This is a genomic window from Anabaenopsis tanganyikae CS-531, from assembly GCF_029891675.1.
Classification (GTDB): domain Bacteria; phylum Cyanobacteriota; class Cyanobacteriia; order Cyanobacteriales; family Nostocaceae; genus Anabaenopsis; species Anabaenopsis arnoldii.
In genome coordinates, this window is record NZ_JANQDF010000031.1 from 1 (window position 1) to 22194 (window position 22194).

Below are 22194 nucleotides of genomic sequence, written 5' to 3' on the forward strand. Positions count from 1 at the left end.
CTATCAACTGCACTAGGCATCCCCCCGTGCCATTGACATCACTTATATAATACCAATGTGCTTTCATTTAGCGATTGCTACACACAGATGCAAGCTCTGCGTAGCGATCGCCTGTGCCAGTTGCGTAAGTCCTAAGGATATCTGGGGAGATGGGGAAACTCATAACTCTGTCGTCTTACTGCGACAAGTTACCCAGCGTGTAGAAAGAGGAAGGCAAGTATTAGGATATCTGCGTGTTAGTCACCCCTGGTTTGAAGTCACTAAACCTAGTCGCCAGTTAATTATTGATTTGGCTTTAGGTACTTGGTTGATGGTTTTGTCTGTAGCAGCAAGTGGCTGGTTTCTTTCAGGTAAAGCGATGGAACCGGTGGGGGAATCCTACCAACGCCTCAAACAATTCACTGCTGATGCTTCTCACGAACTCAGAAGTCCCATTACTTTGATTCAAACTAATGTCCAAGTTGCCCTAGCTGATTTAGAACTGGCAGACTCACAAAATACGACTATTGTCAACTATCGCCACCACTTAAAAGTAGTGGAACGACTTACCCAGCGCTTGGGTAAGCTAGTCAATGACTTATTGTTCCTAGCCAGACAAGACAGTGGGATCAGCAAAAATGTTTTTTCCTCTTGTCCTTTGGATGCTTTGCTAATGGAGGTAGTGGAAGAACAACAATTATTAGCTAGGGAAAAAAAAATTACTTTAACGTTGGATTTGGTTGATCCACCCAGTGCGGAAATCTCCCTGGAATTACTGGAAAATTGGTTTACATTTCCAGGCCAATGGGATCAACTCGTACGGTTATTTACAAATTTGATTAGTAATGCTTTGCAATACACCCCATCTAATGGACAGGTATCTGTACAGTTGTCGCGTCTAGAGGGAAGCAATCGCGGTTCTAAACTTCGTCATGGAACAGCGGTATTACAAATCAAAGTTACTGATACGGGAATTGGTATTCCGTCCGAAGCCCTACCCCGTTTATTTGACCGTTTTTATCGGGTAGATCCAGCACGTACCCATAAGACAGCAAAGACAAATACACAAACTTCTACCGGTTCAGGATTGGGATTAGCGATCGCAGCAGCGATTGTGGAACATCATCAAGGTCATCTACAGGTGGAAAGCAATATTGGTAAAGGTACAATTTTTACTGTCACTTTACCAATCAGTCTTATGACTCATGACTTATGAATAGTCAATGTATTTTGTCTGAGAAACGTAAACCTTAGAACCTCAATTATTAATTATTTAATTACATCATCCTTAAGGTTTAAATGATGGTGTGATCTGATTTTTATTTCTATCCTCTAGTTAGATTAAGCAACTAAAGTTAATTGTTAAATTGGAATCATTGATGAATTGCCATTGATATATTTTTTTGGTGATTTTAAAAATATTATTTTGGGTATAGCTACCCCACGCAAGCCATCAGGCAAAGTTTACCTAAATTACCCAATAATATCTTATAGCAAAAAGTGCGGATTTTTTAGGAGTTAATCATGAATAAAAATCAGCAACCAACTCGCAAGTATACTGGACTTTTCGGGGTTATTTGCAGCGGATTACTCATTGGTGCGCCGCTGATTTCTACCAGGGTAGTAGCACAGCAACCGACCTCTCAGGTTAACCCTTGTCCCAGTATTTACTACGAAGAACCACACAACAACCGGGTTGTAGTACCACAGGGATGTCCTCCCAATGCCTTCACGCGGAAACTACAAGCCGAAGGGCGGCTTCCCGTGGTCCCTCCAACTCTTCCACCCAGTGAAATGCCTCTAGGTGTTGGGGGAGAAGCACCGGATTCGGATACTTTAGCACTGAATCCTTGCCCCGGTATTTATTATGAAGAACCATATAATACTAGAAATGTTGTACCTCCGGGATGTCCGCCAAATGCTATCACGCAACAACTTTTAGTACAGGGTATTCCGCCAGAGTCAGCTGTACTAGCGCGTCCACCAATGATCGCTATTGAACCACCTCCATCAGAAGAACAACAACCACCGAGCGCCGAGATTAGTCTGGCTAATGGTATGGTTGAGATCACATTGGTGAATGATACGGGGGCTAATATCACTTATGAAGTAATTGGTGATACTCCACCGCGATCGCTTGAAGGTCAATCAGAGGTAACATTACAAGATTTGGCAGCGCCAGTGACTGTGACATTTTTCCGCGAGGATGGGGGACTGCTGGAAGTAACACCTGAACCATCTAGGAAAGAAGGCGTAATGCAGCTGACATTTAATGAAACCACTGATCTAGGAGAAGATAAGAATACAGTGCGGATTCAAGACGACGGTACTGTAATGTTGAACTAAAATGTTGAACTAAACCACTGATTCAGGGATGCTAGGCTTTTTTGGTCAAATGTGGCAAATCTCACCATATTAAAGCTCTGCCCGCCAGTTAACAATATGGACTTTTGCGTCTATGATAGCAGCTGATAAACTAGAAACTAAGACTTAAATTTAGTTCTCAGCGAGAATAATACAAGCCGCTCCCTTATATAATCTTTGGTTTATTCATGGTTATAGTAGCTAACGTGATGCCTTTCTTGTTCACCCCTCTGACTTTAGGCTCTTTTTTGTCTTCTCTGCCTTTGGATAGCTTATTTTCCACCCAAGGCATTATGGTGATGTTACTGGCTGCTTATGCGGGCGCTATGTGGATGTTTCTCACTAGTGCGCCAAAAGTACACACAATTATGGTGTCTGACTTGGAAATTGCTCGACAGTTTTATGAAGGTCTGCTAGATTTGCCCGCTGCGGAAGTACCTTTACACTATTACTACAACTACGAACAAACTCTCGGTACAACTGGTATTGACCCATTGTATATGTCTACTACTCCCAGCTGGTCTAACAAGGCTATGAACAATGCTAATGAGGGGCTGTGGTATCAGATGAAGAAAAATACTCAGTTACATGTCATTAGGGGGGCTAGTTTGGGTAGTAAGAATCAGCAGCGTCATGTTTGTTTTGACCGGGATTGCTTGGATATGATTCTATTGCGGGTGGAAATGCGCGGTTTAAAGTTGAAGATTCGCAACCAAAAGCCCCTGAATTTTTTGGTAAAGGACTATGAGGGGCGGGTTATTGAAATAGCGGAAGTAGCAAATTAATCAGGAATTAGGCAAAACATCATTTTCTCTGTGTTCTCTGTGGCTCTGTCGTTGATCACCGATAGCGTAGCCTGGCGTAAGCCAGTTGAACTAAATTAATTATCCACAGATGAACACAGATCAAAAAGATGCCTACATAGGTGGAGATATTACCAGTTCTTCTAGTCCGTTCCTGATTTAGCTGATTCTGGCTTAAGTAGGGGAAAGGCGATCGCATCGCGTATACTGGCACAGTCAGTCAGCAACATCACTAACCTATCAATACCAATACCTAAACCACCAGTCGGAGGCATTCCATATTCTAAAGCAGTGATAAAGTCTTCATCTATACCTTGAGCTTCTAAGTTACCAGCAGCTTTTAACGCTGCTTGAGCTTCTAAACGTTCTCTTTGGTCTATTGGGTCTGTGAGTTCTGAGAAGCTGTTAGCAGTTTCACGCCCGACGATAAATAATTCAAACCGTTCTACCAAACCCGGCTGAGAACGATGGGGTTTAGCTAGGGGTGAAATTTCCACTGGATAATCTATGACAAAGGTAGGCTGAATTAATTTTTCTTCTATTTTTTGTTCAAAGGCTTCGTTTAAAAGTTTGCCGATTGTTGGTGCATCTTCTATACCTTGAAGCGCAGCATTTTTACTTGCAGCTTTCGCTTCTTCCAATGTAGAAAAAGAATTGAAATCTAAGCCTGTATGTTCTCTAACTAAATCATGCATTGTCACCCGTCGCCAAGGTGGTGATAAATCTATCTGTGTCCCTTGGTAACTAATGTGTAATGTTCCGAGAACTTCTTGGGCTACGGTGGTAATAATTCCCTCTGTGAGGGCCATCATATCATGGTAATCCGCGTAGGCTTGGTAAACTTCAACAGAGGTAAATTCGGGATTATGGCGAGTCGATACTCCCTCATTCCGGAAAATGCGCCCTAATTCAAATACCTTTTCAAAACCACCGACAATCAAGCGCTTTAAATGAAGTTCGGTAGCAATTCGCAGATACAACTCCATTTCTAAGGTGTTGTGGTAAGTGATAAAGGGACGCGCATCAGCACCGCCAGCCTCACTTTGTAAAACCGGAGTTTCAATTTCCAGAAAATCCCGTTCTTCTAGGTAGCGGCGAATTCCGGCAGTAATTTGGGCGCGACGGCGGAAAGTTTGCCGCACTTCGGGGTTGACAATTAAATCTACATAGCGCTGACGGTAGCGTTTAGCAACATCGGTTAAACCATGCCACTTGTCGGGGAGCGGTAACAGGGATTTGGTCAGGATGCTATATTCTTTGACGTAGACAGATAATTCGCCCTTTTCAGTCCGTTTAATAGTACCTCTGGCTCCCAGAATGTCACCTGCATCTATGAGTTGTTTGAGATGGGTGAAAGCTTCGCCATCAACATCTGCCATCCATTCTTGGATACGATTTTTTTCGAGATAAAGTTGAATAGCGCCAGTTTCATCTTGTAGGGTGAAGAAAGCCAGTTTACCGAAAACCCGACGCGCCATAATACGGCCAGCAACGGCAACATCTAAATGAACTTCTTCACCATTGGGTAAGTCGGCAAATTTTTCTTGTAATTCTGCTGTGTGATGGGTGGACTCCCAACGATAGGCGTAGGGGTTAGCTCCTAGCTGCTTGAGTTGGTTGACTTTTTCCAGCCTGGCGGCACGGATATCTTCTTCGGACATGGTAAGGGACTAAATAGGGCAACATATATTATAGATGCTGGAAAAGTTGACAGTCATAGATAAAGCCTTTTTCAGGCTAATGAAGTACACATAAATTGCCTATTCCCTGTTCCCTGTTACCTGAAACTAAACAACTTTGTACCTCACGAGCATGGGAAATGCTATATTTATAGTGAATACCGAGAGGAAATGGCCTGCATCTTCAGGTCAGCCAACTCTAGGATCGTATTTATCAGGTCTTTTTGTTCTGGTGGTAAATTCAGTTTTTTTAAACCCTGATTGATGTCGTCACCAGATCGCATATTTTCAGCCAGTTTTGCTCGCTGGGAGGTATTTAATATTGCCACTATGTCTTTATTTCTTCTCTGACGTACAGCCTGGACTTGTTGTTGCTGCTGTGGTGTGTTCATGGAGTGTGTGGGAGAGATGTTAGTATACAAAAATAAGCTAGAATCAGTATTTTTACTGATTTGGGCAATAATGATACTAGGGATAGACTTGTTTGGGAGGGTTTGGGCCAAGGCAATTCCCGGAATTAAGATTACAAAGGCGCAAATAGTGGCGAGTATTGATAGTCGTTTGATCAGCTGAACTGCCATATTAAAAAAATTCTTATTTAGATGCATTGCCAAAGTTAAACAAATCAATATCTAATGGCTATGAGACTAAGTTATGGGGTAGGTATCATCTTCATTCTGAAGATTTAAGGAATTTTCAAGTCTGAGTGGTTGAATTTTGCTAAAAATTAGTCATGATTTGGCTAGTAATATTTTTTCATTTTGTTAATTTGTTGTTGCAATTCTTCAATTTGTTGTCGCAAAATTTCGGCTTCCTGTGAGGAAGTTTCGGAGGTAACATCTACTTCCCCTGATGCAGGCGAGCGCTGATAATTTCCTGCGCGAATTTGTTGATATTGTTCAGATACAGACCACTCTTGCAAATACCGTAATCGTTCGACTGGGAAAGGATGGCTCAACATCGTGCCTTGAAAGCCATTATACAGCAAGAACTTATAAACCTGATTCAGTCTATTTTCATCTAGTAAATGATAATTTTCTGACTGTTTAACAAATTCTTCTAAGCTACATTCATGAGCATATTTAATACTACCGCCGGAAACTTTCATCATGGATGACATAACAGTGTTTAAGTCATCTATAACTAACAAAGCAGCCCGGTCTGCGGTTAACTCGGCTTTACGTCGCCATTCAAAAAAGGCATAAATCAAAGCTTGAGAGACGAAATTGCCAAGACCGAAGGTTAATTCCCCTAGGGCAGAAGCGGCACTCATAGCCCACATGGCCATTTGAATTAGAATAGTATGACCACATTTAATATGACCTAGTTCATGGGCTAAGACTGCCCTAATCTCGGAGGGATCAAGTAAGTCTAAGGTTCCTGTGTTGATGACTACGTAGGGATTTTCCTGCCCCAGGGCATAGCTATTAGCTTGGGGATTCTGTACGACAAACAACGCAGGTTCTGGGTAAACGTCCAAATCGCGGACACATTCCCGGAACATATGGTAAATAGTGGGGTATTGACGCGTGCTTACTTGGATGGTGTTACCCATCAGATAGACTAATTGGGGGCGTTCGTAGAACAATTCTACAAATTTACGAGCGATTAAATCAAATCCTGGCAAATTTCGTAAAGCTTTCTCGGCTTGGCGATCAAGTGGATGTCTGAAGGCTTCGCTGGATATTCCTGTGTAAGTTGGCATAATTGAGGGTAATGGATGATGGGTGATGGGTCTTGAGTAGTCGCTAAGGACTAATTACAAGATAATGGAAATGGGGCGACGGAAATTAGAAATCACTTTGTATGGGATTAAAAGCTTGTGATTGAGGCTGAAGTTCATTTGTCACTACATAACTTCCTGCGATCGCAGTCGGGGTTTCCTTCCTGGCCCCATCATTTAACGATGGCAAGGTTGGTAGCGCGTGCCTTGCGCCTAGGACGTAGCGCCTTAATTCAAGTTGGGGCCGTTTCTGGCTATCAAGGTCGGTATCGCACTAGTTTTGTGGCATCGGCTTTGATGTGGTATGGTCCGGTAATTATTGTCGCCCCCGAAGCAGTACAGCAGCGGTTACTACAGGTGGAAATTCCCCGTCTACAGCAGTGGCTACCAGCCAATAAACCGATTAGGACAGGTGAAGTTTGGCCGGGATCTGATTTTCCTGGAGTACTGCTGATATCTCCCCAGGCTTGGTTAAAGGGGCAGTTTGCATCTGCTGATGTTTTTCCTGCCGGGATTCCTACAATTATTGATGGGGTGGATGATTTAGAAGATTGGGTACGGGATCACCTGACCCAAGATATTACACCCCATGATTGGGATCAACTGATGTTAGCTTGTCCTGACAAGGCGGACGTGATTCGCTCGGCACGGGCGCAACTAACTCGCGTTCTGTTCCAGCACCCAGTTAATCCCTATGAGTGCTATCTTATTTCTCCCTTAGAACAAAAAATATTATGTGATTTATATGAGCAAATAAGGTATGTAAAAACACTAACAAAGCCATGGGAAAATTTTGGTGTGCAATTGGTTAATAGTAAAGAAAATATGGGCGGATGTTCTCTATTATGGGCAACACTTGAGCGTCGCCAAGGGGTGTTTTATTTACACTCTGCTCCCATGGAATTAGGAAAAAGTATCGCGCCTATTTGGCTCAGACAGCCAGTGGTCTTAGTAGGTAGCGCTTTGGAACCGGAAACTGAAGCGCCTTTGTTCCGTGAGCGTTTGGGTTTAAATGAGATAACTTGCTTGAAGTTCTCTAATGAGACTCAAGGCGCAGCAATTCAATTGTATATACCCCATAAATTGCCTCTACCCAATACCCCAGAGTTTCAAGGAGCATTTATTCACAAAGTGCGGACACTGGTTTGTCTGAGCGCTACGGCCCCTGGTTTGACGGTTGTATTGGTGGGAGATGTGCCACTAAAGGGTCGAGTGGGTGCTATTCTGGCCTCGGAATTTGGTTCACGGGTTCAGGTGGAAAGGACTTGCTTGGATGATAATGGGATTTTAATTAGTGGGTGGGAATTTTGGCGATCGCATCAGTCGGTTTTACCAGCCCCCCATCTGTTAATTATTGCTACTTTACCGTTACCATCTTTAGAAAGCCCCCTTGTAGCTGGTAGGGTTGCTTACTATAAGCGATCGCATCAGGATTGGTTTCGTCTATTCTTATTACCAGCGGCTTTGAATGAATTACAACGAGCCATCGCACCAGTCCGAGAAAGTCAAGGTATTGTAGCTTTACTCGACAGTCGTGTAGTTAACCGCAGTTATGGCGCACAAGTACTGGCTGTCCTCAGTCCTCTAGCACGTATAAACTATCTTGATCCCAGTCTGTTTTCTCATCCTGATGGAGAGAGTTCTGGCTAGGTGAGTATTGACTTTTATCAATTACCATGCGATCGCCTCATAGCAAGCGCTATTATCAACTTTGGTGCAAGCATATTAAAACCTCATTCAAGAATTGTTGATTATGGGTGAAGCAAAGCGTCGTAAAACTACACTCGCAGAGAAGTACGGTCAAGAATCTCGGATCTTACCTTGGGTTCCCATCACCAAAACTCAGTCTGAACAGTTTATGAACTGGACTACTCGCGGAACCTGGTTCTGTATTGGTGTTATGGTAGTAGCTTGGATAACTATCCGTTTTATCGGTCCGGCTTTCGGTTGGTGGCAAGTAGTCGATTAAAATATCCACCGCTATACTTAACATATCAGGTATAGCGGCAGTTGGGATATTAGGGTGATTCCTAAATTCTAATTTTACTTAGTGTGGGCGGTAATACCTCAAGAATTAGAAAATACTGACAAAATGGCACCATAACTATCCTGTATTCAGTTATTCTCAGTCATGAGCCATGGATACGTAGGTTAGGTATTTGGTCAGAAGTGTTGACAATAATAAAACACAGATTCAGCACTACTCCCACATATACCGATTGCTGCTTCGTCCCATGGGAAAATAGTTTAGATGAGTATTAGATTCAAGTGGAATGCCCTAGAGGATTGTCTACGAAAAATACGCCAGTAGTTTCAATTGTTGTTCTCAGACAATTTTGGCAGTATACAGCAGATTAGGTGATAGATAGGTACTATATGAAGGTTAAAAATATTTTGTCATCCTGACCATCTAACTGTACCTCAACCAAGTAGAAATTGCTGTATGTCCGGCAAAATGACCACTGGAAATTTTATACTGTTGACTCATACCAAATTTGGGTTACCCTGAAAACGGAATTGTTTCAGTTAGGCATTTAGTCGGACATACATAACTAACGAGGTGAAGTTTATGAAATACGTCCGAGCAGTCAATCCCTGAAATTGAATAGTTTGATACCGCAAGCTGTAAATTTATTTACTACCCTAAACAAGGTAATTAATTAATAATCTTACAGGACTTTGGTAAAGGTAATGTTTAGTCTACAATACCAGTGGATGCAAAAAGCTAAAGAAAATATAAAGACGACTGAAATCACTGTGGTGTCTGGAGGAAAAAAGTGTTTCTGAGACTAGCGCATCAACACCAACAATTCGTTCAAGACTTGGTAATGAATCTACAAGCCTTGGCAATTGTACTAGAACGACGCGGTTACCCTGCGTCATGTTATACCTGTGGCGACCAGATGAATAGTGCTTCATTTATGGTAAGCTTAGGCGACAATCACTTGATTCGATTCTTAGTATCCGATTATGGGATTACTTGGACCGAAATGCGAGATGATCGTGAATTAATGAAGTTAGAGGGTGCAGAAGCCATTAATCAGTTACAAGAACTGGCTAATCTTGTCAAACAATCTACGCCAAATGGTTCCGGCAACAAAACTCTGGCTAAAAAGTGATAGGCTTGACCATGTGCACTAACTAAAATGTTTGTTCTGATTGCGGGTTGACAGTGTAAACACAAGTGAAAAAACCTGATACACATTTATTTTCATTTGCTAGGGTGCGTTATGGACTATGATCCTAACGCACCTGGAAACATTGGTGTTTACATAGCAGTGAGTCCCGGTAGACAATTCTGTGAGATGTGAAACATTGATAACTGTTAACAAACTGAAAAATGTCTGAAAAAGAAGCGATTCCAGGGGAATTACCAGCAAATAGTGCCATTGATGTACCATCAAACGGCAAATTTGAGAGTTGGTTTGAATATCCGGTAAGAGTACAACCTCATCATACTGATTATGGAGGTATGGTTTGGCATGGTACTTATTTAACTTGGATGGAAGAAGCAAGGGTGGAATGTTTGCGCTCCATCGGTATTGATTTTGCTGATTTAGTGTTATTAGGCTGTGATTTACCGGTGGTAGAACTTTCAGTACGTTATCACCGTGCAATTCAGTTAGGAATGGCTGTAATTGTCAAAACGCGTATTGCTGAAGTAAGCGGTGTCCGCATGAACTGGGATTATGGAATTGTTTCCACAGATGGACAGCAGTTATACACCACAGCTAAGGTAACATTAGTAGGATTGGATCGCGAAAGAGGTAAGATCATGCGTCAGCTACCTGCAAGTATTAAGGATGCGTTAGAGAAGCTTCCTAGGTTAGAAAAATGATCCGCAATACAGATAGGTTGCTAATAGGTGATATAATCTACTGCGGTGGCGCAATTGTTTGAGCAATTTGCATAATCTGTTGCCAAATATCTTCAGGTGTGATTCCAAAGCCGACATTTAATAAAATTACTATAGCTGCAATTGTTAATGCGTTCTTAAAAGTAGTTTTGAGAACTTTTAACAAGATAACAAAGACTATCCAAGCAAGAATGAGGATGGGAATCATAAATGTTAATTCCTGAATATGTCCTATTTTTAATGGTGAGAGTGAATATTGATGTATGTGTTTAATATTATTTTCCTTGAAAGATGCACAAAACAGTAAGACTGAAAATACTGGCTATATTTTGCTTGCAGGATTGGTAACTCACTGAAAGCCGATAGAAAATAGTCTTGTAGCAGTTGCACGCAGCTTAATAATATTCTTGATCGTATATTTTCGCACTAATTCTTATCTGGGGACTCTACCCTATATCTTCCATATGCTTGTGATCAATCCGTGATATTTGAATCAATATTAGTAATTTTTAAGAATTGACGCTTAAGTATATCTAAATTTTATGACTCAGCCACAATGATTTATAAAGCCAGTGAGGAGGGTTAGCCTAAATAACCGACCTCACTAAGTATTTTGATACTATCGACTTGTAGGGGACAGGGGAATTACCTTGGTAGGAGATTTTAACTGGTGAGCTAATGTTACAACTTCTTGCCTAGCCCATTTATCTGCTGCCAAAATGTCATTTAAAGATGGACTGCTACAGTTATGATTTTGATGGCGATCGCAGACTAATTCGATACATCGGGGAATATCTAAAAATTGAATTTTCTCATCTAAAAATAAAGCCACAACCTGCTCATTGGCAGCATTTAATACAGCTGGCATGGAACCGCCGGCCTTACCAGCAGCATAAGCCAACTGCATACAAGGATACTTCTGATGGTCTGGTTCACGGAAAGTCAAATTACCAGCCTTAACCAAATCTAGCCTTTCCCAGTCCGTGTAGATGCGCTCAGGCCAAGACAAAGCATAAAGTAACGGTAACCGCATATCCGGCCAACCCAGTTGAGCCAAAACCGATGTATCTTGTAACTCAATAAGTGAGTGAATAATACTTTGGGGATGAATGACAATATCAATATCTTGATAATGTAAGCCAAAAAGGAAATGAGCCTCAATTACCTCTAATCCCTTATTCATTAAAGTAGCCGAGTCTACGGTAATTTTCCGCCCCATAGACCAGTTAGGATGCTTCAGAGCATCAGCAACCGTCACATCTGCTAACTTGGCTACATCCCAATCACGGAAAGCCCCACCAGAAGCAGTGAGTAAAATTCGCCGCAAGCCATTCTTGGGGACACCCTGGAGACACTGAAAGATTGCGGAATGCTCAGAATCAGCGGGTAAGAGTTTGACACCGTGTTTTTCTACCAGAGGTAAAACCACCGGACCGCCTGCGATTAAAGTTTCTTTATTTGCTAAAGCAATATCTTTACCAGCTTCAATAGCAGCGATAGTCGGTAATAAACCAGCACAACCCACAATACCCGTCACTACGGTTTCCGCATCACCATAACGGGCAACTTCAATGACTCCAGAAGTACCAGCGAGTAAAATAGGTTGGGGATCAAGGTCTTTAATGGCTGCTTGCAGTTCTGGTAATTTCTCCTGGGCAGAAATCGCCGCTATACTGGGTCGAAACTGGCGAATTTGAGCCGCTAACATCTCTACATTATTTCCAGCAGCCAATCCCACGATCCGAAATTGGTCTGGATACTGAGTGACGATATCTAAAGTTTGAGTACCGATGGAGCCGGTAGAACCCAGAAGGGTAATAGCCTTCATAATTGCTTAAGAATTTACAGACAACTTCTAGTTTGACACTCTCTCGTACCAGATTGTCGGGAATTTTAGTTTTTATCGTTTATACCTGAGAGATTTAAACCGAAATTTTGAGATAATACTTGGGACTATAGCTTAAGTAGTCTTAAGTATTAATTAGCGGAAAAACAGGTAGTTAATTATGAATAAAAATAGTTGGTTGGGACTAGGGAAACAAAGCCTAATTTCACCTGGTGCTATTGGTTGGATGATTGGGGTGGGTACTTTAGTTTTATTTGCAGCTAGTAGTTTAAGACACTTTTTATTTCAATCCACTGCTTTTGATTTAGGTATTTTCGACCAGGCTATTTACTTAATTAGTCAAGGTGAAAACCCTATATCTTCCTTTTTAGGGTTTCATATTATTGGGGATCATGCTGCTGTAATTTTTTATCCTTTAGCTTTGTTATATAAGGTCTACCCCAGCGTTTATTGGTTATTTGTTGTCCAAGCGCTAGCTTTATCTTTAGGTGCTTTACCTACATATCATTTAGGTATGATAGCAGGACTAAAAGAGAGCCAAGCAATTGGTATGGCTGGTGTGTATTTGTTATATCCACTGATATTTAATGCTAACTTATTTGATTTCCACCCGGAAGTTATTGCTGTACCTTTACTGTTGAGTGCAGTGTTGGCGGCGCGTCTGGGAAAAATAACTTGGTTTTGTGTTTGTGCGGTCTTAATTTTAAGCTGTAAAGCAGTGTTATCTTTGACTGTTGCTGCAATGGGACTATGGTTACTGTTTTTTGAGAATCGGCGTTTTGCTGGTGCGATCGCTCTTTTTTTAGGAACAGCTTGGTTTTTAATAGCGACACAGTTAGTGATTCCCTCCTTTAGCGGAGCAGAAGCAGGAGCAGTTGGACGTTACAGTTATTTAGGTAATTCGGTTCTAGAAATTGCTCAAAACTTATTTTTCCAACCATGGCTAATCTTAGTAACACTTTTCTCCCTAGACAATTTAGTGTATTTAGTTTTATTATTTTCGCCAATTATTTGGGGTCTGTCTGCTGCTAGTTTCAAATCATTAATACCAGCTATTCCTTGTATTTTTATCAATCTACTAGCAGACTTTCCCTTACAAAAAGACTTGGTTCACCAATATTCATTACCAGCTTTACCTTTTCTAATATTGGCTGTAATTACTAGTTTGTCTTGGGGTAAGGGATGGATCCAAAATAGACGTGGGATGATTATCTGGTCATTGATAGGATTTCTTTGCTTGGCAAAATTTACTTACTTTGGTGGTAGATATTTAAGTTCTGTAGACAATTTGCAAGCTACCCATGAAGCAGTATCCCAAATAAAGACCAAAGGAGGCGTTTACACAACCTCACAAATTTCCCCACATTTAAGCCATCGACAAATAATGAAGTTTACAGATGGTAATTTTCCCCAGGACTTCAAGATTTTTGACTATATTTTATTAAATGTTCGTCATCCTGGTTGGGGAAGTAATGAAGAGTTTGCCAATTCTCTGGTGAAGGAAATCACTTCTAATCCCGTATTTAAATTAGAGTTTCAGGATCAAGATGTTTACTTATTTAGTAAAAACTTAATTAATTAGTGGTGCGATTAATGTCAATTCTTCAACCTTGCCTATAACTTGAGTCATAGGTACATTAAGATGATATAAACTAGCATTATCTAATAGTAAATAAGATTTTTTTGACCACATTTGTTGTAAAAATTTAACATCTGCGGGAATGACTTGACAATCACAGTAAAAATCTAAACTAGGACGACCATAAGCAAAAGAAGTGTAAATTTTAGTTCCTGGTGCAACATGGGAGCGAATTAATGCAGCTACTGGTTTAACGGGAAAAGCTTCGTTTAACTCCCAAATCCAGGATTTGGAAGTCATTAATAGTACTAAAACTAGATACATCCCGGAAAATAGGACAGGAATAAAACGGCGATCGCGTTGTTGAATCAACCATGCTGCTAAACTTATGCTGATTGCCAAAACTAGACTCATGGCTATTAATACAGGCTGAGGTTCAGCAACAATAAAGTAAATACATCCTCCCACACCTGCTAAAGCAATAATAGTCAAATATATTGACCAAGATTTGTTAATTAAATGCTTAAACTGCCAAACTTGGCTGAGTTTTGCCCCAATTGCCAAAGCTAGGAAAGGATAAACCGGCATAATATACCAAGGTAGTTTGGTTCTCATCACAGAAATACTAAAAAAGTAAACAATTATCCCAATGAGAACTAAACGGGCCCAAGAGGTATGATGTTTTTTGATAGCTAGATATAAACCACCAGGTAAAAATATGAGCCAGGGAAAACCATATTTAATTAACTCGATTAAATAGTACCAAGGCGGACCGCTATTACCTTCTACAGATTTAACAACACGGTTAAAGGTTTGTAGGTGTAAATTTATTTGCAAGAAATTATCCCCATAATATTGCCATTGGGCAAAATACCAAGTTAAAGGTGCTGCTGTTCCGAAAAAAATTCCCGCCCAGAAGTAGGGATTTTTCGACAAAGTTAATTGTTTCTCAGTAATCAAAAATAAACAAGCGATTAACCCCAATAATAAAACAAGCATCCCTTTTGTCAGAGTAATTAACCCCAGACATAAACCAGCACCTAGTGCATATTGCTGATTTTGACGCGATTTTAGTAGAAAAAATAACAATAATAAGAAAAAAGTAATACTGGCGCCATCTAGCATTGCGAGTCGCCCATGACGTACTACAGGCAACATTGTCAGGTAAACTAAGGCTGAAAACAAAGCTGGTAAATTTTGCTGAAAAACCAAACCTCCTACTACATAGAGTATGGGTACTCCCAAGGCAGTTAATACTGCACTAGGTAAACGTGTTGTGAACTCATTCACCCCTCCCAGGGAATAAGTCCAAGCAATCAGTATATGGATGAGAGGCGGTTTATTATGATATGGTTGATCTGCCAAAACTGGGTAAAGCCAAGTCATGGAAGCAAATGGGGCGCGGCAAATTTCACGAGCAACTTGTGCTACAGTACCTTCATCCCAATCTCGTAAGGGTGAGTTTCCCAAAAATATTAGCCAAAGAATCAGAGATCCCAGAAGTAAGGTTATTAGCCATTTTTTCTCTGCAGATCGGCGCATATTTGAAAATTACAAGACAATATTTTTTTAGTTTATCCTGCTCTTGGTTGCTGTGCTGAGTGTAACTAAATTTATTGACAGGGAAGGGTGCAATTAATGTGCAACTTGACAAGGAATGTTAATTGTTCAAGGTTACAAATTGTCTTAGAGGATGTTTTATAAGTTTTCAACAGGTAATTTTTATCTTAGGGAACAGGGAACAGGGAACAGGGAACAGGGAATGGGTAATGGGTAATGGGTAATGGGTAATAGGTAATAGGTAATGGGTAATGGGTAATAGGTAATTGGTAATGGTTAATGGTTAATAGGTAATGGGCAATGGGTAATGGGTAATGGGTAATCTGCAAAGATAACATAAAGTCCCCTCTCCTTGCAAGGGGAGGGTTAGGGAGGGGTCAAACAATAGTTGATACAGTAATCATGACTTGACAAACATCCTCTTAGAAAGGAATCCATAGTTATTGACTTGAAAATTTAACTTTTTATTCCAGAGATACTAATGACAAATCGCTGACGCTAGGCTAGGCTATCAGGAGCAAAATATCAGGTGATTGAAGAGGGGATAAGATTTACTTAAATGTCACAGAAAATTGTGTAAATTGCTATAACAACACTGGAAAAATAATTGATTGCACAACTTAGGTGTTATTGTGAGGGATTGACCAATGTCATGGGGCTGTTTTTATCTAAAACCAGATTTTTTAGGTTATGTTTGCAGCTTTAAAAGCTATGGTCTGATATTTTTGTAATTCCTATGTATCTCTAGCTAAAAATTATGGATACCAATAGAAATATGGGTATTTAGTATTTATAACCAATTCTGTTATGAAAACACCGTCACAACTATAACTGATAGTTCTACCCTTGAAGGAGCTATGAAGTGGCAAAAAGTAAGACTTTTCTGTGGCCGCAAGGAATACTAATTGCATTGCTTTTCTTGAGTGCTAGTTTGAGCATTAGCTTAATGTTATTCATCAAGCCCAATGCATCTGATAGCTCGCGTCGCGTAGCCATTGCTCAGGGCAGACGAAGTATAAATATAAATAATTTACCTGCCGCCAAGGTCGGTACTCAGCAGCGCATTGAGCAGTTAAAAGCGGCGATGCTCAATAGTTGGGCGCAAGAAGCAAACATTAAGGGTGTTACCTCTGGTGCACCAGCACGCTTTCAAGGAGCAACTATTAAGGCGGGGAAAGTGAATCAAGATCAAAAAGTCATTGCTCTGACTTTTGATGATGGCCCTTGGAGGGAAACCACTTCACAAGTGCTGGATATTCTTAAACAAAATAATATTAAAGCTACATTTTTTGTTGTTGGACAGAATGTTAAGAATTATCCTACTCTAGTGCAGAGGGTGATTGCTGAAGGTCACGCCATTGGTAATCATACTTGGCATCATTGGTATCATTATATGAATCCCAATGCAGCAGCCTATGAAGTTAAGCACACAACGGAGATAATTTATCAAGTTACTGGTGTCAAAACAAATTTGTTTAGACCGCCGGGGGGAATTATGCACAATGGACTAGCTGCTTATGCTAGAAATAATCAGTATGCCATTGTTCTGTGGTCGTCGGATTCATTAGACTATTCCCTACCCAGTGTTCCGAACTTGGTCAATAATGTTTTTCGGAACGCACAACCTGGCGGTATTGTGTTGTTGCATGATGGGGGTGGAAATCGTTCCCAAACTGTGCAAGCTTTACCGGAAATTATTAGTAAGTTTCGACAGCAAGGTTATAGTTTTGTGACTATTCCAGAACTTTTAGTGATGGAAGACAAAAATCAAACTTTGCTCGCAAACAAAAAATAATGCTTATGGCTATTGCAAGGTGCTGTATGAGTTGTAGAGACGTTAGTTATTAACGTCTCTACAGTTTTTTAACTGTTGAGAAAAGTTGGGTACCTTGTGGTGAGAACCTAAACTGAACTCAACTGTTTTTCCACAATAGCTTGGGGATTTGCTTCTGGACTCTGGGCTTCAGAAGGTGGTACTAGTTGCCAGAATTTAGGCAAGTATTCTGACCAATTTTGCAGAATCATTTTTGCTTTTGGTGAACCAGTGCGATCGCCATGATTTCTGATTAATTCTTGCAATTGTTTTGCGCCCGCTTCTGTCAGCACTCGCTGGACTTTGACAATTTCTGGATTGACTAACTCCGGGAAAGAATTGTCTTCATCTAGGAAGTATGCTAGTCCGCCAGTCATCCCTGCGCCCACGTTACGTCCTACTTTCCCCAAGACAACAATCACACCACCGGTCATGTACTCACAGCAGTGGTCTCCTGCACCTTCAATAACTGCCATACCTTTGGAGTTGCGTACAGCGAAGCGTTCACCGGCTAAACCGTTGGCGAATAATACCCCACCCGTGGCACCATAAAGGCAGGTGTTACCAACTATGACATTTTGTGATGCTGCGTAGGTAGCATCCGCTGGGGGTTTGATGATGATTTCACCACCGTGCATCCCCTTACCCACATAGTCGTTAGCTTCTCCTGTCAAGGTCAAAATCATCCCAGGGAGGTTAAAAGCACCAAAGCTTTGCCCCACACTACCTTGGAAGTTGAGGTTAATTTGTCCTTCAAAACCACTGTCACCATAGCGAGAAGCGATCGCACCGGCTAACCGTGCTCCCACTGTTCTATCTGTGTTAACTACCGCCAGTGTTTTTGTAGCAGTGGTATTTTGGGCGATCGCCCTTTGAATATCCGGGTCAGCCAGCAATTGGTCATCTAGCACCACACCGTTACTGTGGACTTCTTCATGTAGTAACCAGGTACGGTTATTTTTAGCATCTGGGAGCTGTAGTAAACAATCGAGGTTGAGTGCTTGGGTTTTGCTAACTTTTGCCCTCTCTCGTGTGGTTAACAAATCAGCCCGTCCGACAATTTCTAGTAAAGAGCGGTAACCGAGTCTTGCTAATAAATGGCGAACTTCTTCAGCGATAAAATAGAAGAAATTGACTACATGTTCTGGCATTCCTGTAAACCGCTTGCGAAGTTCTTCTTTTTGAGAAGCAACACCCACAGGACAGTTATTAGTGTGGCAGATGCGCGCCATAATACAACCTTCGGCAATCATGGCGATGGAACCAAAACCAAATTCTTCACCGCCCATCAAAGCGCCCATGACCACATCCCAACCAGATTTTAGCCCACCGTCTACACGCAAAATCACGCGATCGCGCAGGCCATTTTGCATCAATACACGATGTACCTCAGTTAACCCTAGTTCCCAGGGTGACCCTGCGTGTTTAATAGAACTCAGTGGTGAGGCTCCGGTACCACCGTCATGACCAGATATCTGAATAATATCGGCGTTAGCTTTAGCTACACCCGCCGCAATAGTCCCAATACCAATTTCCGCCACCAGCTTTACAGATACCTGTGCTGTGGGGTTAATTTGGTGCAGGTCAAAAATCAGCTGTGCTAAATCTTCAATGGAATAAATATCATGGTGGGGAGGGGGTGAAATCAAGGTTACACCGGGCTTAGAGCGCCTTAACATAGCAATGTAAGGACTAACTTTTGCTCCTGGTAGTTGTCCACCTTCCCCGGGTTTTGCTCCTTGGGCGATTTTGATTTCAATTTGTTGGGCGCTGCTTAAATATCCTGGTGTGACCCCAAAGCGTCCGGATGCTACTTGCTTAATAGCACTAGAAGCTGTGTCACCATTGCGCAAGCCATGCAAATGAGGTAAAGTCGATGATTTACCGGATGGGTCTACGTCATTTAGCACTTTATACCGTACTGGATCTTCCCCACCCTCCCCAGAGTTAGATTTGCCACCAATGCGGTTCATGGCTATAGCCAAAGTCTCATGGGCTTCTCTTGATAAGGCACCTAAAGACATCCCACCAGTACAGAAGCGTTTGACAATCTCACTGACTGATTCTACTTCTTCTAAAGGGATGGGTGCGCGATCGCTTTGGAAGTCCAACAAATCACGCAAAGCTGTTACTGGTCGTCCTTGTAGGTACTGCTTGTAAACTTCGTAGTGGTCATATTGTTTACCATCCACGGCTTTATGGAGCGCCTTAGCCATTTCTGGGTTATTCATATGGTATTCTCCCTTGGGGAAATACTGAACAAAACCCAAATTTTCTAACTTCTTAGCGGTCAGTTCCGGGAACGCTTTGCGATGGAAACAAAGCACTTCTTCTGCTAATTCCTTGACGCTTAACCCACCGATGCGGGAAGTTGTACCACAGAATCCCAAAGCTAATAAATCCCCACCGATACCAATGGCTTCAAAAATTTGCGCCGCTTGATAACTGGACAGTAAGGATATTCCCATTTTTGAGAGAATTTTTAGTAAACCGGAGTTTACCGCTTGGCGATAATTCCCTAAAGCTTCTTCTAGGGTAAGCTTGGTTATTTTACCCCGTTCCATAAAGTTTTGGGTTTTGGGTTTCCACCACCAGTCGCGGACAGTATCCAAAGCTGTGTAAGGACAAACCGCATCAACACCATAGCCAATCAAACAGGCGAAGTGATGTGTACTCCAGCACTGGGCTGTTTTCACAATCAAGGATGTTTTAGTTCGTAGACCTTGCTGTATTAGGTGATGATGTACTGCTCCTACTGCTAGTAAGGGAGGAATGTAAGTATATTCAGCACTAATGCCATTATCCCCTTCTGGGCAATCGCTGAGGATCAAAATCTTTGCTCCAGCCTTGACAGATGCCGCAGCTTGTGCTTTTAAAGACTGTACAGCATCTTTTAATCCTTCTGGTCCTTGGGCGATCGCAAATAAGGTGGATAATTCCGCCGTTGCAAACCCTGATAACCGAATCGCCTCTAGTTCTGTCTCCATCAACACAGGGGATTCTAATTTCAGTTTGCGGGCGTGTTCTGGCTTAACTTCTAATAAGTTTCCCCGTTCTCCGAGTTCCACATTTAAGGACATGACCAACCTCTCCCGCAGGGGGTCAATGGCTGGATTTGTCACTTGAGCAAAACGCTGCTTGAAGTAGTCATACAGTAGGTGGGGTTTTTCTGACAGCACCGCTAAAGGAATATCATCCCCCATGCAGAAGGTCGGTTCTTTACCCTCAGCGGCCATGGGTTGAATTACCATTTCTACATCTTCTGTGGTATAGCCAAAGGCCAATTGATGACGCAGTAGGGTTTGTTCATCGCTTCCTATGGCTACCCCACTGATATTTTGGTGCGTGCTGGAATGACTATTCCCATTGCTGGGAGTTTGATTTACTAGGTGTTTGAGTTCTTGGCGATATTGTTTTAACCATTCTCCATAGGGATGCTGCTGGGCGATGTATTGTTTAATTTCCCAATTTTTGAGGATTTCATGGTTGACCAGATCCACAGCAATCATTTGTCCTGGTCCGAGTCTACCTTTTTCCAGAATATTCGCTTCGGGAATTTCTACTACTCCAGCTTCGGAAGCGACAAGGATGTAATCATCTTTGGTAATTAGATAACGAGCGGGTCTTAATCCGTTACGGTCTAGTGTAGCGCCAACTTTTTCACCATCACTAAATACTAACAGTGCTGGTCCGTCCCATGCTTCTTGCAGTCCGCTGTAATATTCGTAAAAATCGATAATTTCGGGATATTGACGCAAAGAAGGTTGATTTTGGTATGCCTCTGGCACCATAATCATTAAGGCTTCCAAGGGGCTACGTCCTGAACGTACCATTAATTCCAGAACGTTATCTAGGGTGGCTGAGTCGCTGTTGTCGATATGAACTAGGGGCTTAAATTCGTCGGAGCGATCGCCCCATACTGGATGATTCAGGCTAGATTCCCGTGCCATCATCCAGTTAATATTACCCAATAAGGTGTTAATTTCCCCGTTGTGACCCAATAACCGCATGGGTTGAGCCAGAGGCCACTTGGGCATGGTATTAGTGCTAAAGCGGCGATGGTAAACGGCAAAGGCGCTTTTGTAGGCTGGATTCTTTAAATCGAGATAAAATTCTCCCAAGATAGCAGAGCGCACCATGCCTTTATAGACTATTGTCCGATTGGACAACGAGCAAATATAGAATTCTGCGGAAATATGCTGAGTAGCTTTGAAAATTCGCCGGCGGGTAATATATAGTTCTCTTTCTAGTTCATCCCCACTTTTATCTGCTGATCCTAGAAAAACCTGTTCTATCTGGGGTTGATTTTCTCTTGCTTGTATCCCCAGTAAATTAGGTTGCACTGGTACTACTCGCCAACCCAGTACGGTTAATTTTTCTGCTGTCGCTATTTCCTCGACTATACCTCTAATTTTTGCCGCTATTTCGCTACTTTGTGGTAGAAATAACATTCCTACCCCCACATTTTCCCGGGAATAGTCTTTTTCAAATAACTCCCAGGGGATTGCTGTCAATATTCCTGCACCATCACCAGAATCTTGGTCAGCGCTACAACCACCGCGGTGTTCTAAACAGGTTAAAGCATCTAAAGCTTTTGTCACAATTTCGTGACTGGCATAATTGCGGCGATGAGCAATAAAACCTACACCACAAGCATCTCGTTCTTCTACTAACCACCTTGGTCCATCTAATGGTTTGATTTGAATATCTGAAATTTTCTGTGTTTGTGATTGATGCATCGCTTTATCTTTCATAGACTGCTCTTGAGATGGTTAGTCACAAATGTTGCCAATATTTGTGAGAAGAATATGCCTTACGCTACGCTAGCGTAGCGTAAGCAATTACCCTAGTCTTTGACGTAGTCCCGACCTAGCGGAATCAAGCTTAGACTGTGGGAAAAATCGTTTTACCTGGAAAATATATAAATCACCGAAATTTAGAGAAAATTTTTCACTTCGGTTTTTTCTTGTTTAACCTTTTGCAAATACCTGC

17 protein-coding genes are annotated in these 22194 nt (G+C 41.7%); 9 read left to right on the plus strand and 8 right to left on the minus strand.

Annotation, left to right across the window (positions count from 1 at the left end):
* Nucleotides 1–55 precede the first annotated feature (55 nt).
* The 3 genes from NWP22_RS03195 to NWP22_RS03205 all read left to right on the plus strand — a co-directional run bounded on the left by NWP22_RS03195 (nt 56) and on the right by NWP22_RS03205 (nt 3128).
* Nucleotides 56–1195 carry a sensor histidine kinase gene (locus NWP22_RS03195; protein ID WP_280801507.1) on the plus strand — a complete coding sequence of 380 codons (1140 nt, stop codon included), beginning with the start codon at nt 56–58 and terminating at the stop codon, nt 1193–1195.
* A 308-nt stretch (nt 1196–1503) separates the two neighbouring features.
* A complete protein-coding gene (locus NWP22_RS03200; RefSeq protein ID WP_271733685.1) occupies nt 1504–2325 on the plus strand; it encodes a hypothetical protein in 822 nt (273 codons plus the stop codon).
* Nucleotides 2326–2531: 206 nt separating this feature from the next.
* Nucleotides 2532–3128, plus strand: a complete 597-nt coding sequence (locus NWP22_RS03205) for a glyoxalase-like domain protein (RefSeq protein ID WP_271733686.1) — start codon at nt 2532–2534, stop codon at nt 3126–3128.
* A 161-nt stretch (nt 3129–3289) separates the two neighbouring features.
* Here NWP22_RS03205 and lysS read toward each other — a convergent pair whose 3' ends face one another.
* The 3 genes from lysS to NWP22_RS03220 form a co-directional block, all read right to left on the minus strand.
* Complete coding sequence (gene lysS, locus NWP22_RS03210) at nt 3290–4807, minus strand: lysine--tRNA ligase (protein WP_271733687.1); 1518 nt, start codon at nt 4805–4807, stop codon at nt 3290–3292.
* A 167-nt stretch (nt 4808–4974) separates the two neighbouring features.
* Nucleotides 4975–5406 carry a hypothetical protein gene (locus NWP22_RS03215; RefSeq protein ID WP_271733688.1) on the minus strand — a complete coding sequence of 144 codons (432 nt, stop codon included), beginning with the start codon at nt 5404–5406 and terminating at the stop codon, nt 4975–4977.
* 161 nt (nt 5407–5567) lie between these two features.
* Nucleotides 5568–6530, minus strand: a complete 963-nt coding sequence (locus NWP22_RS03220; RefSeq protein ID WP_271733689.1) for a M48 family metallopeptidase — start codon at nt 6528–6530, stop codon at nt 5568–5570.
* 117 nt (nt 6531–6647) lie between these two features.
* Here NWP22_RS03220 and NWP22_RS03225 point away from each other — a divergent pair, with 117 nt between their 5' ends.
* From NWP22_RS03225 to NWP22_RS03240, 4 genes are all read left to right on the plus strand, one after another.
* Nucleotides 6648–8198: a helicase C-terminal domain-containing protein gene (locus tag NWP22_RS03225; protein WP_271733690.1), complete on the plus strand. Its 1551-nt coding sequence runs from the start codon at nt 6648–6650 to the stop codon at nt 8196–8198.
* A 103-nt stretch (nt 8199–8301) separates the two neighbouring features.
* Nucleotides 8302–8517 carry a DUF2839 domain-containing protein gene (locus tag NWP22_RS03230; RefSeq protein ID WP_271733691.1) on the plus strand — a complete coding sequence of 72 codons (216 nt, stop codon included), beginning with the start codon at nt 8302–8304 and terminating at the stop codon, nt 8515–8517.
* A gap of 808 nt (nt 8518–9325) precedes the next feature.
* Nucleotides 9326–9667: a DUF1815 family protein gene (locus NWP22_RS03235; protein WP_271733692.1), complete on the plus strand. Its 342-nt coding sequence runs from the start codon at nt 9326–9328 to the stop codon at nt 9665–9667.
* A 221-nt stretch (nt 9668–9888) separates the two neighbouring features.
* Nucleotides 9889–10386: an acyl-CoA thioesterase gene (locus tag NWP22_RS03240; RefSeq protein ID WP_271733693.1), complete on the plus strand. Its 498-nt coding sequence runs from the start codon at nt 9889–9891 to the stop codon at nt 10384–10386.
* 37 nt (nt 10387–10423) lie between these two features.
* Here NWP22_RS03240 and NWP22_RS03245 read toward each other — a convergent pair whose 3' ends face one another.
* Nucleotides 10424–10612, minus strand: coding sequence for a hypothetical protein (locus NWP22_RS03245; RefSeq protein ID WP_271733694.1), 189 nt, complete (start codon nt 10610–10612; stop codon nt 10424–10426).
* Between the two features lie 411 nt (nt 10613–11023).
* The gene (gene dxr / locus NWP22_RS03250) at nt 11024–12232 is read right to left on the minus strand and encodes a 1-deoxy-D-xylulose-5-phosphate reductoisomerase (protein ID WP_271733695.1); all 1209 of its coding nucleotides are present in this window, start codon (nt 12230–12232) and stop codon (nt 11024–11026) included.
* 178 nt (nt 12233–12410) lie between these two features.
* Here dxr and NWP22_RS03255 point away from each other — a divergent pair, with 178 nt between their 5' ends.
* Nucleotides 12411–13832, plus strand: coding sequence for a DUF2079 domain-containing protein (locus tag NWP22_RS03255; protein WP_271733696.1), 1422 nt, complete (start codon nt 12411–12413; stop codon nt 13830–13832).
* Here NWP22_RS03255 and NWP22_RS03260 read toward each other — a convergent pair.
* Both NWP22_RS03260 and NWP22_RS03265 read right to left on the minus strand, forming a co-directional pair.
* A complete protein-coding gene (locus tag NWP22_RS03260; RefSeq protein ID WP_271733697.1) occupies nt 13821–15371 on the minus strand; it encodes an ArnT family glycosyltransferase in 1551 nt (516 codons plus the stop codon). The two genes, NWP22_RS03255 and NWP22_RS03260, sit on opposite strands and share 12 nt — an antisense overlap.
* A 185-nt stretch (nt 15372–15556) precedes the next feature.
* Nucleotides 15557–15727 (minus strand): alpha/beta hydrolase, encoded by a 171-nt coding sequence (locus tag NWP22_RS03265; protein ID WP_271733698.1) that lies wholly within the window; start codon nt 15725–15727, stop codon nt 15557–15559.
* 524 nt (nt 15728–16251) lie between these two features.
* Here NWP22_RS03265 and NWP22_RS03270 point away from each other — a divergent pair.
* Complete coding sequence (locus NWP22_RS03270; protein WP_271733700.1) at nt 16252–17184, plus strand: polysaccharide deacetylase family protein; 933 nt, start codon at nt 16252–16254, stop codon at nt 17182–17184.
* Nucleotides 17185–17291: 107 nt separating this feature from the next.
* Here the strand turns inward: NWP22_RS03270 and gltB are convergent, their stop codons facing one another.
* Nucleotides 17292–21956 (minus strand): glutamate synthase large subunit, encoded by a 4665-nt coding sequence (gene gltB / locus NWP22_RS03275; protein WP_271733701.1) that lies wholly within the window; start codon nt 21954–21956, stop codon nt 17292–17294.
* Nucleotides 21957–22194 lie beyond the last annotated feature (238 nt).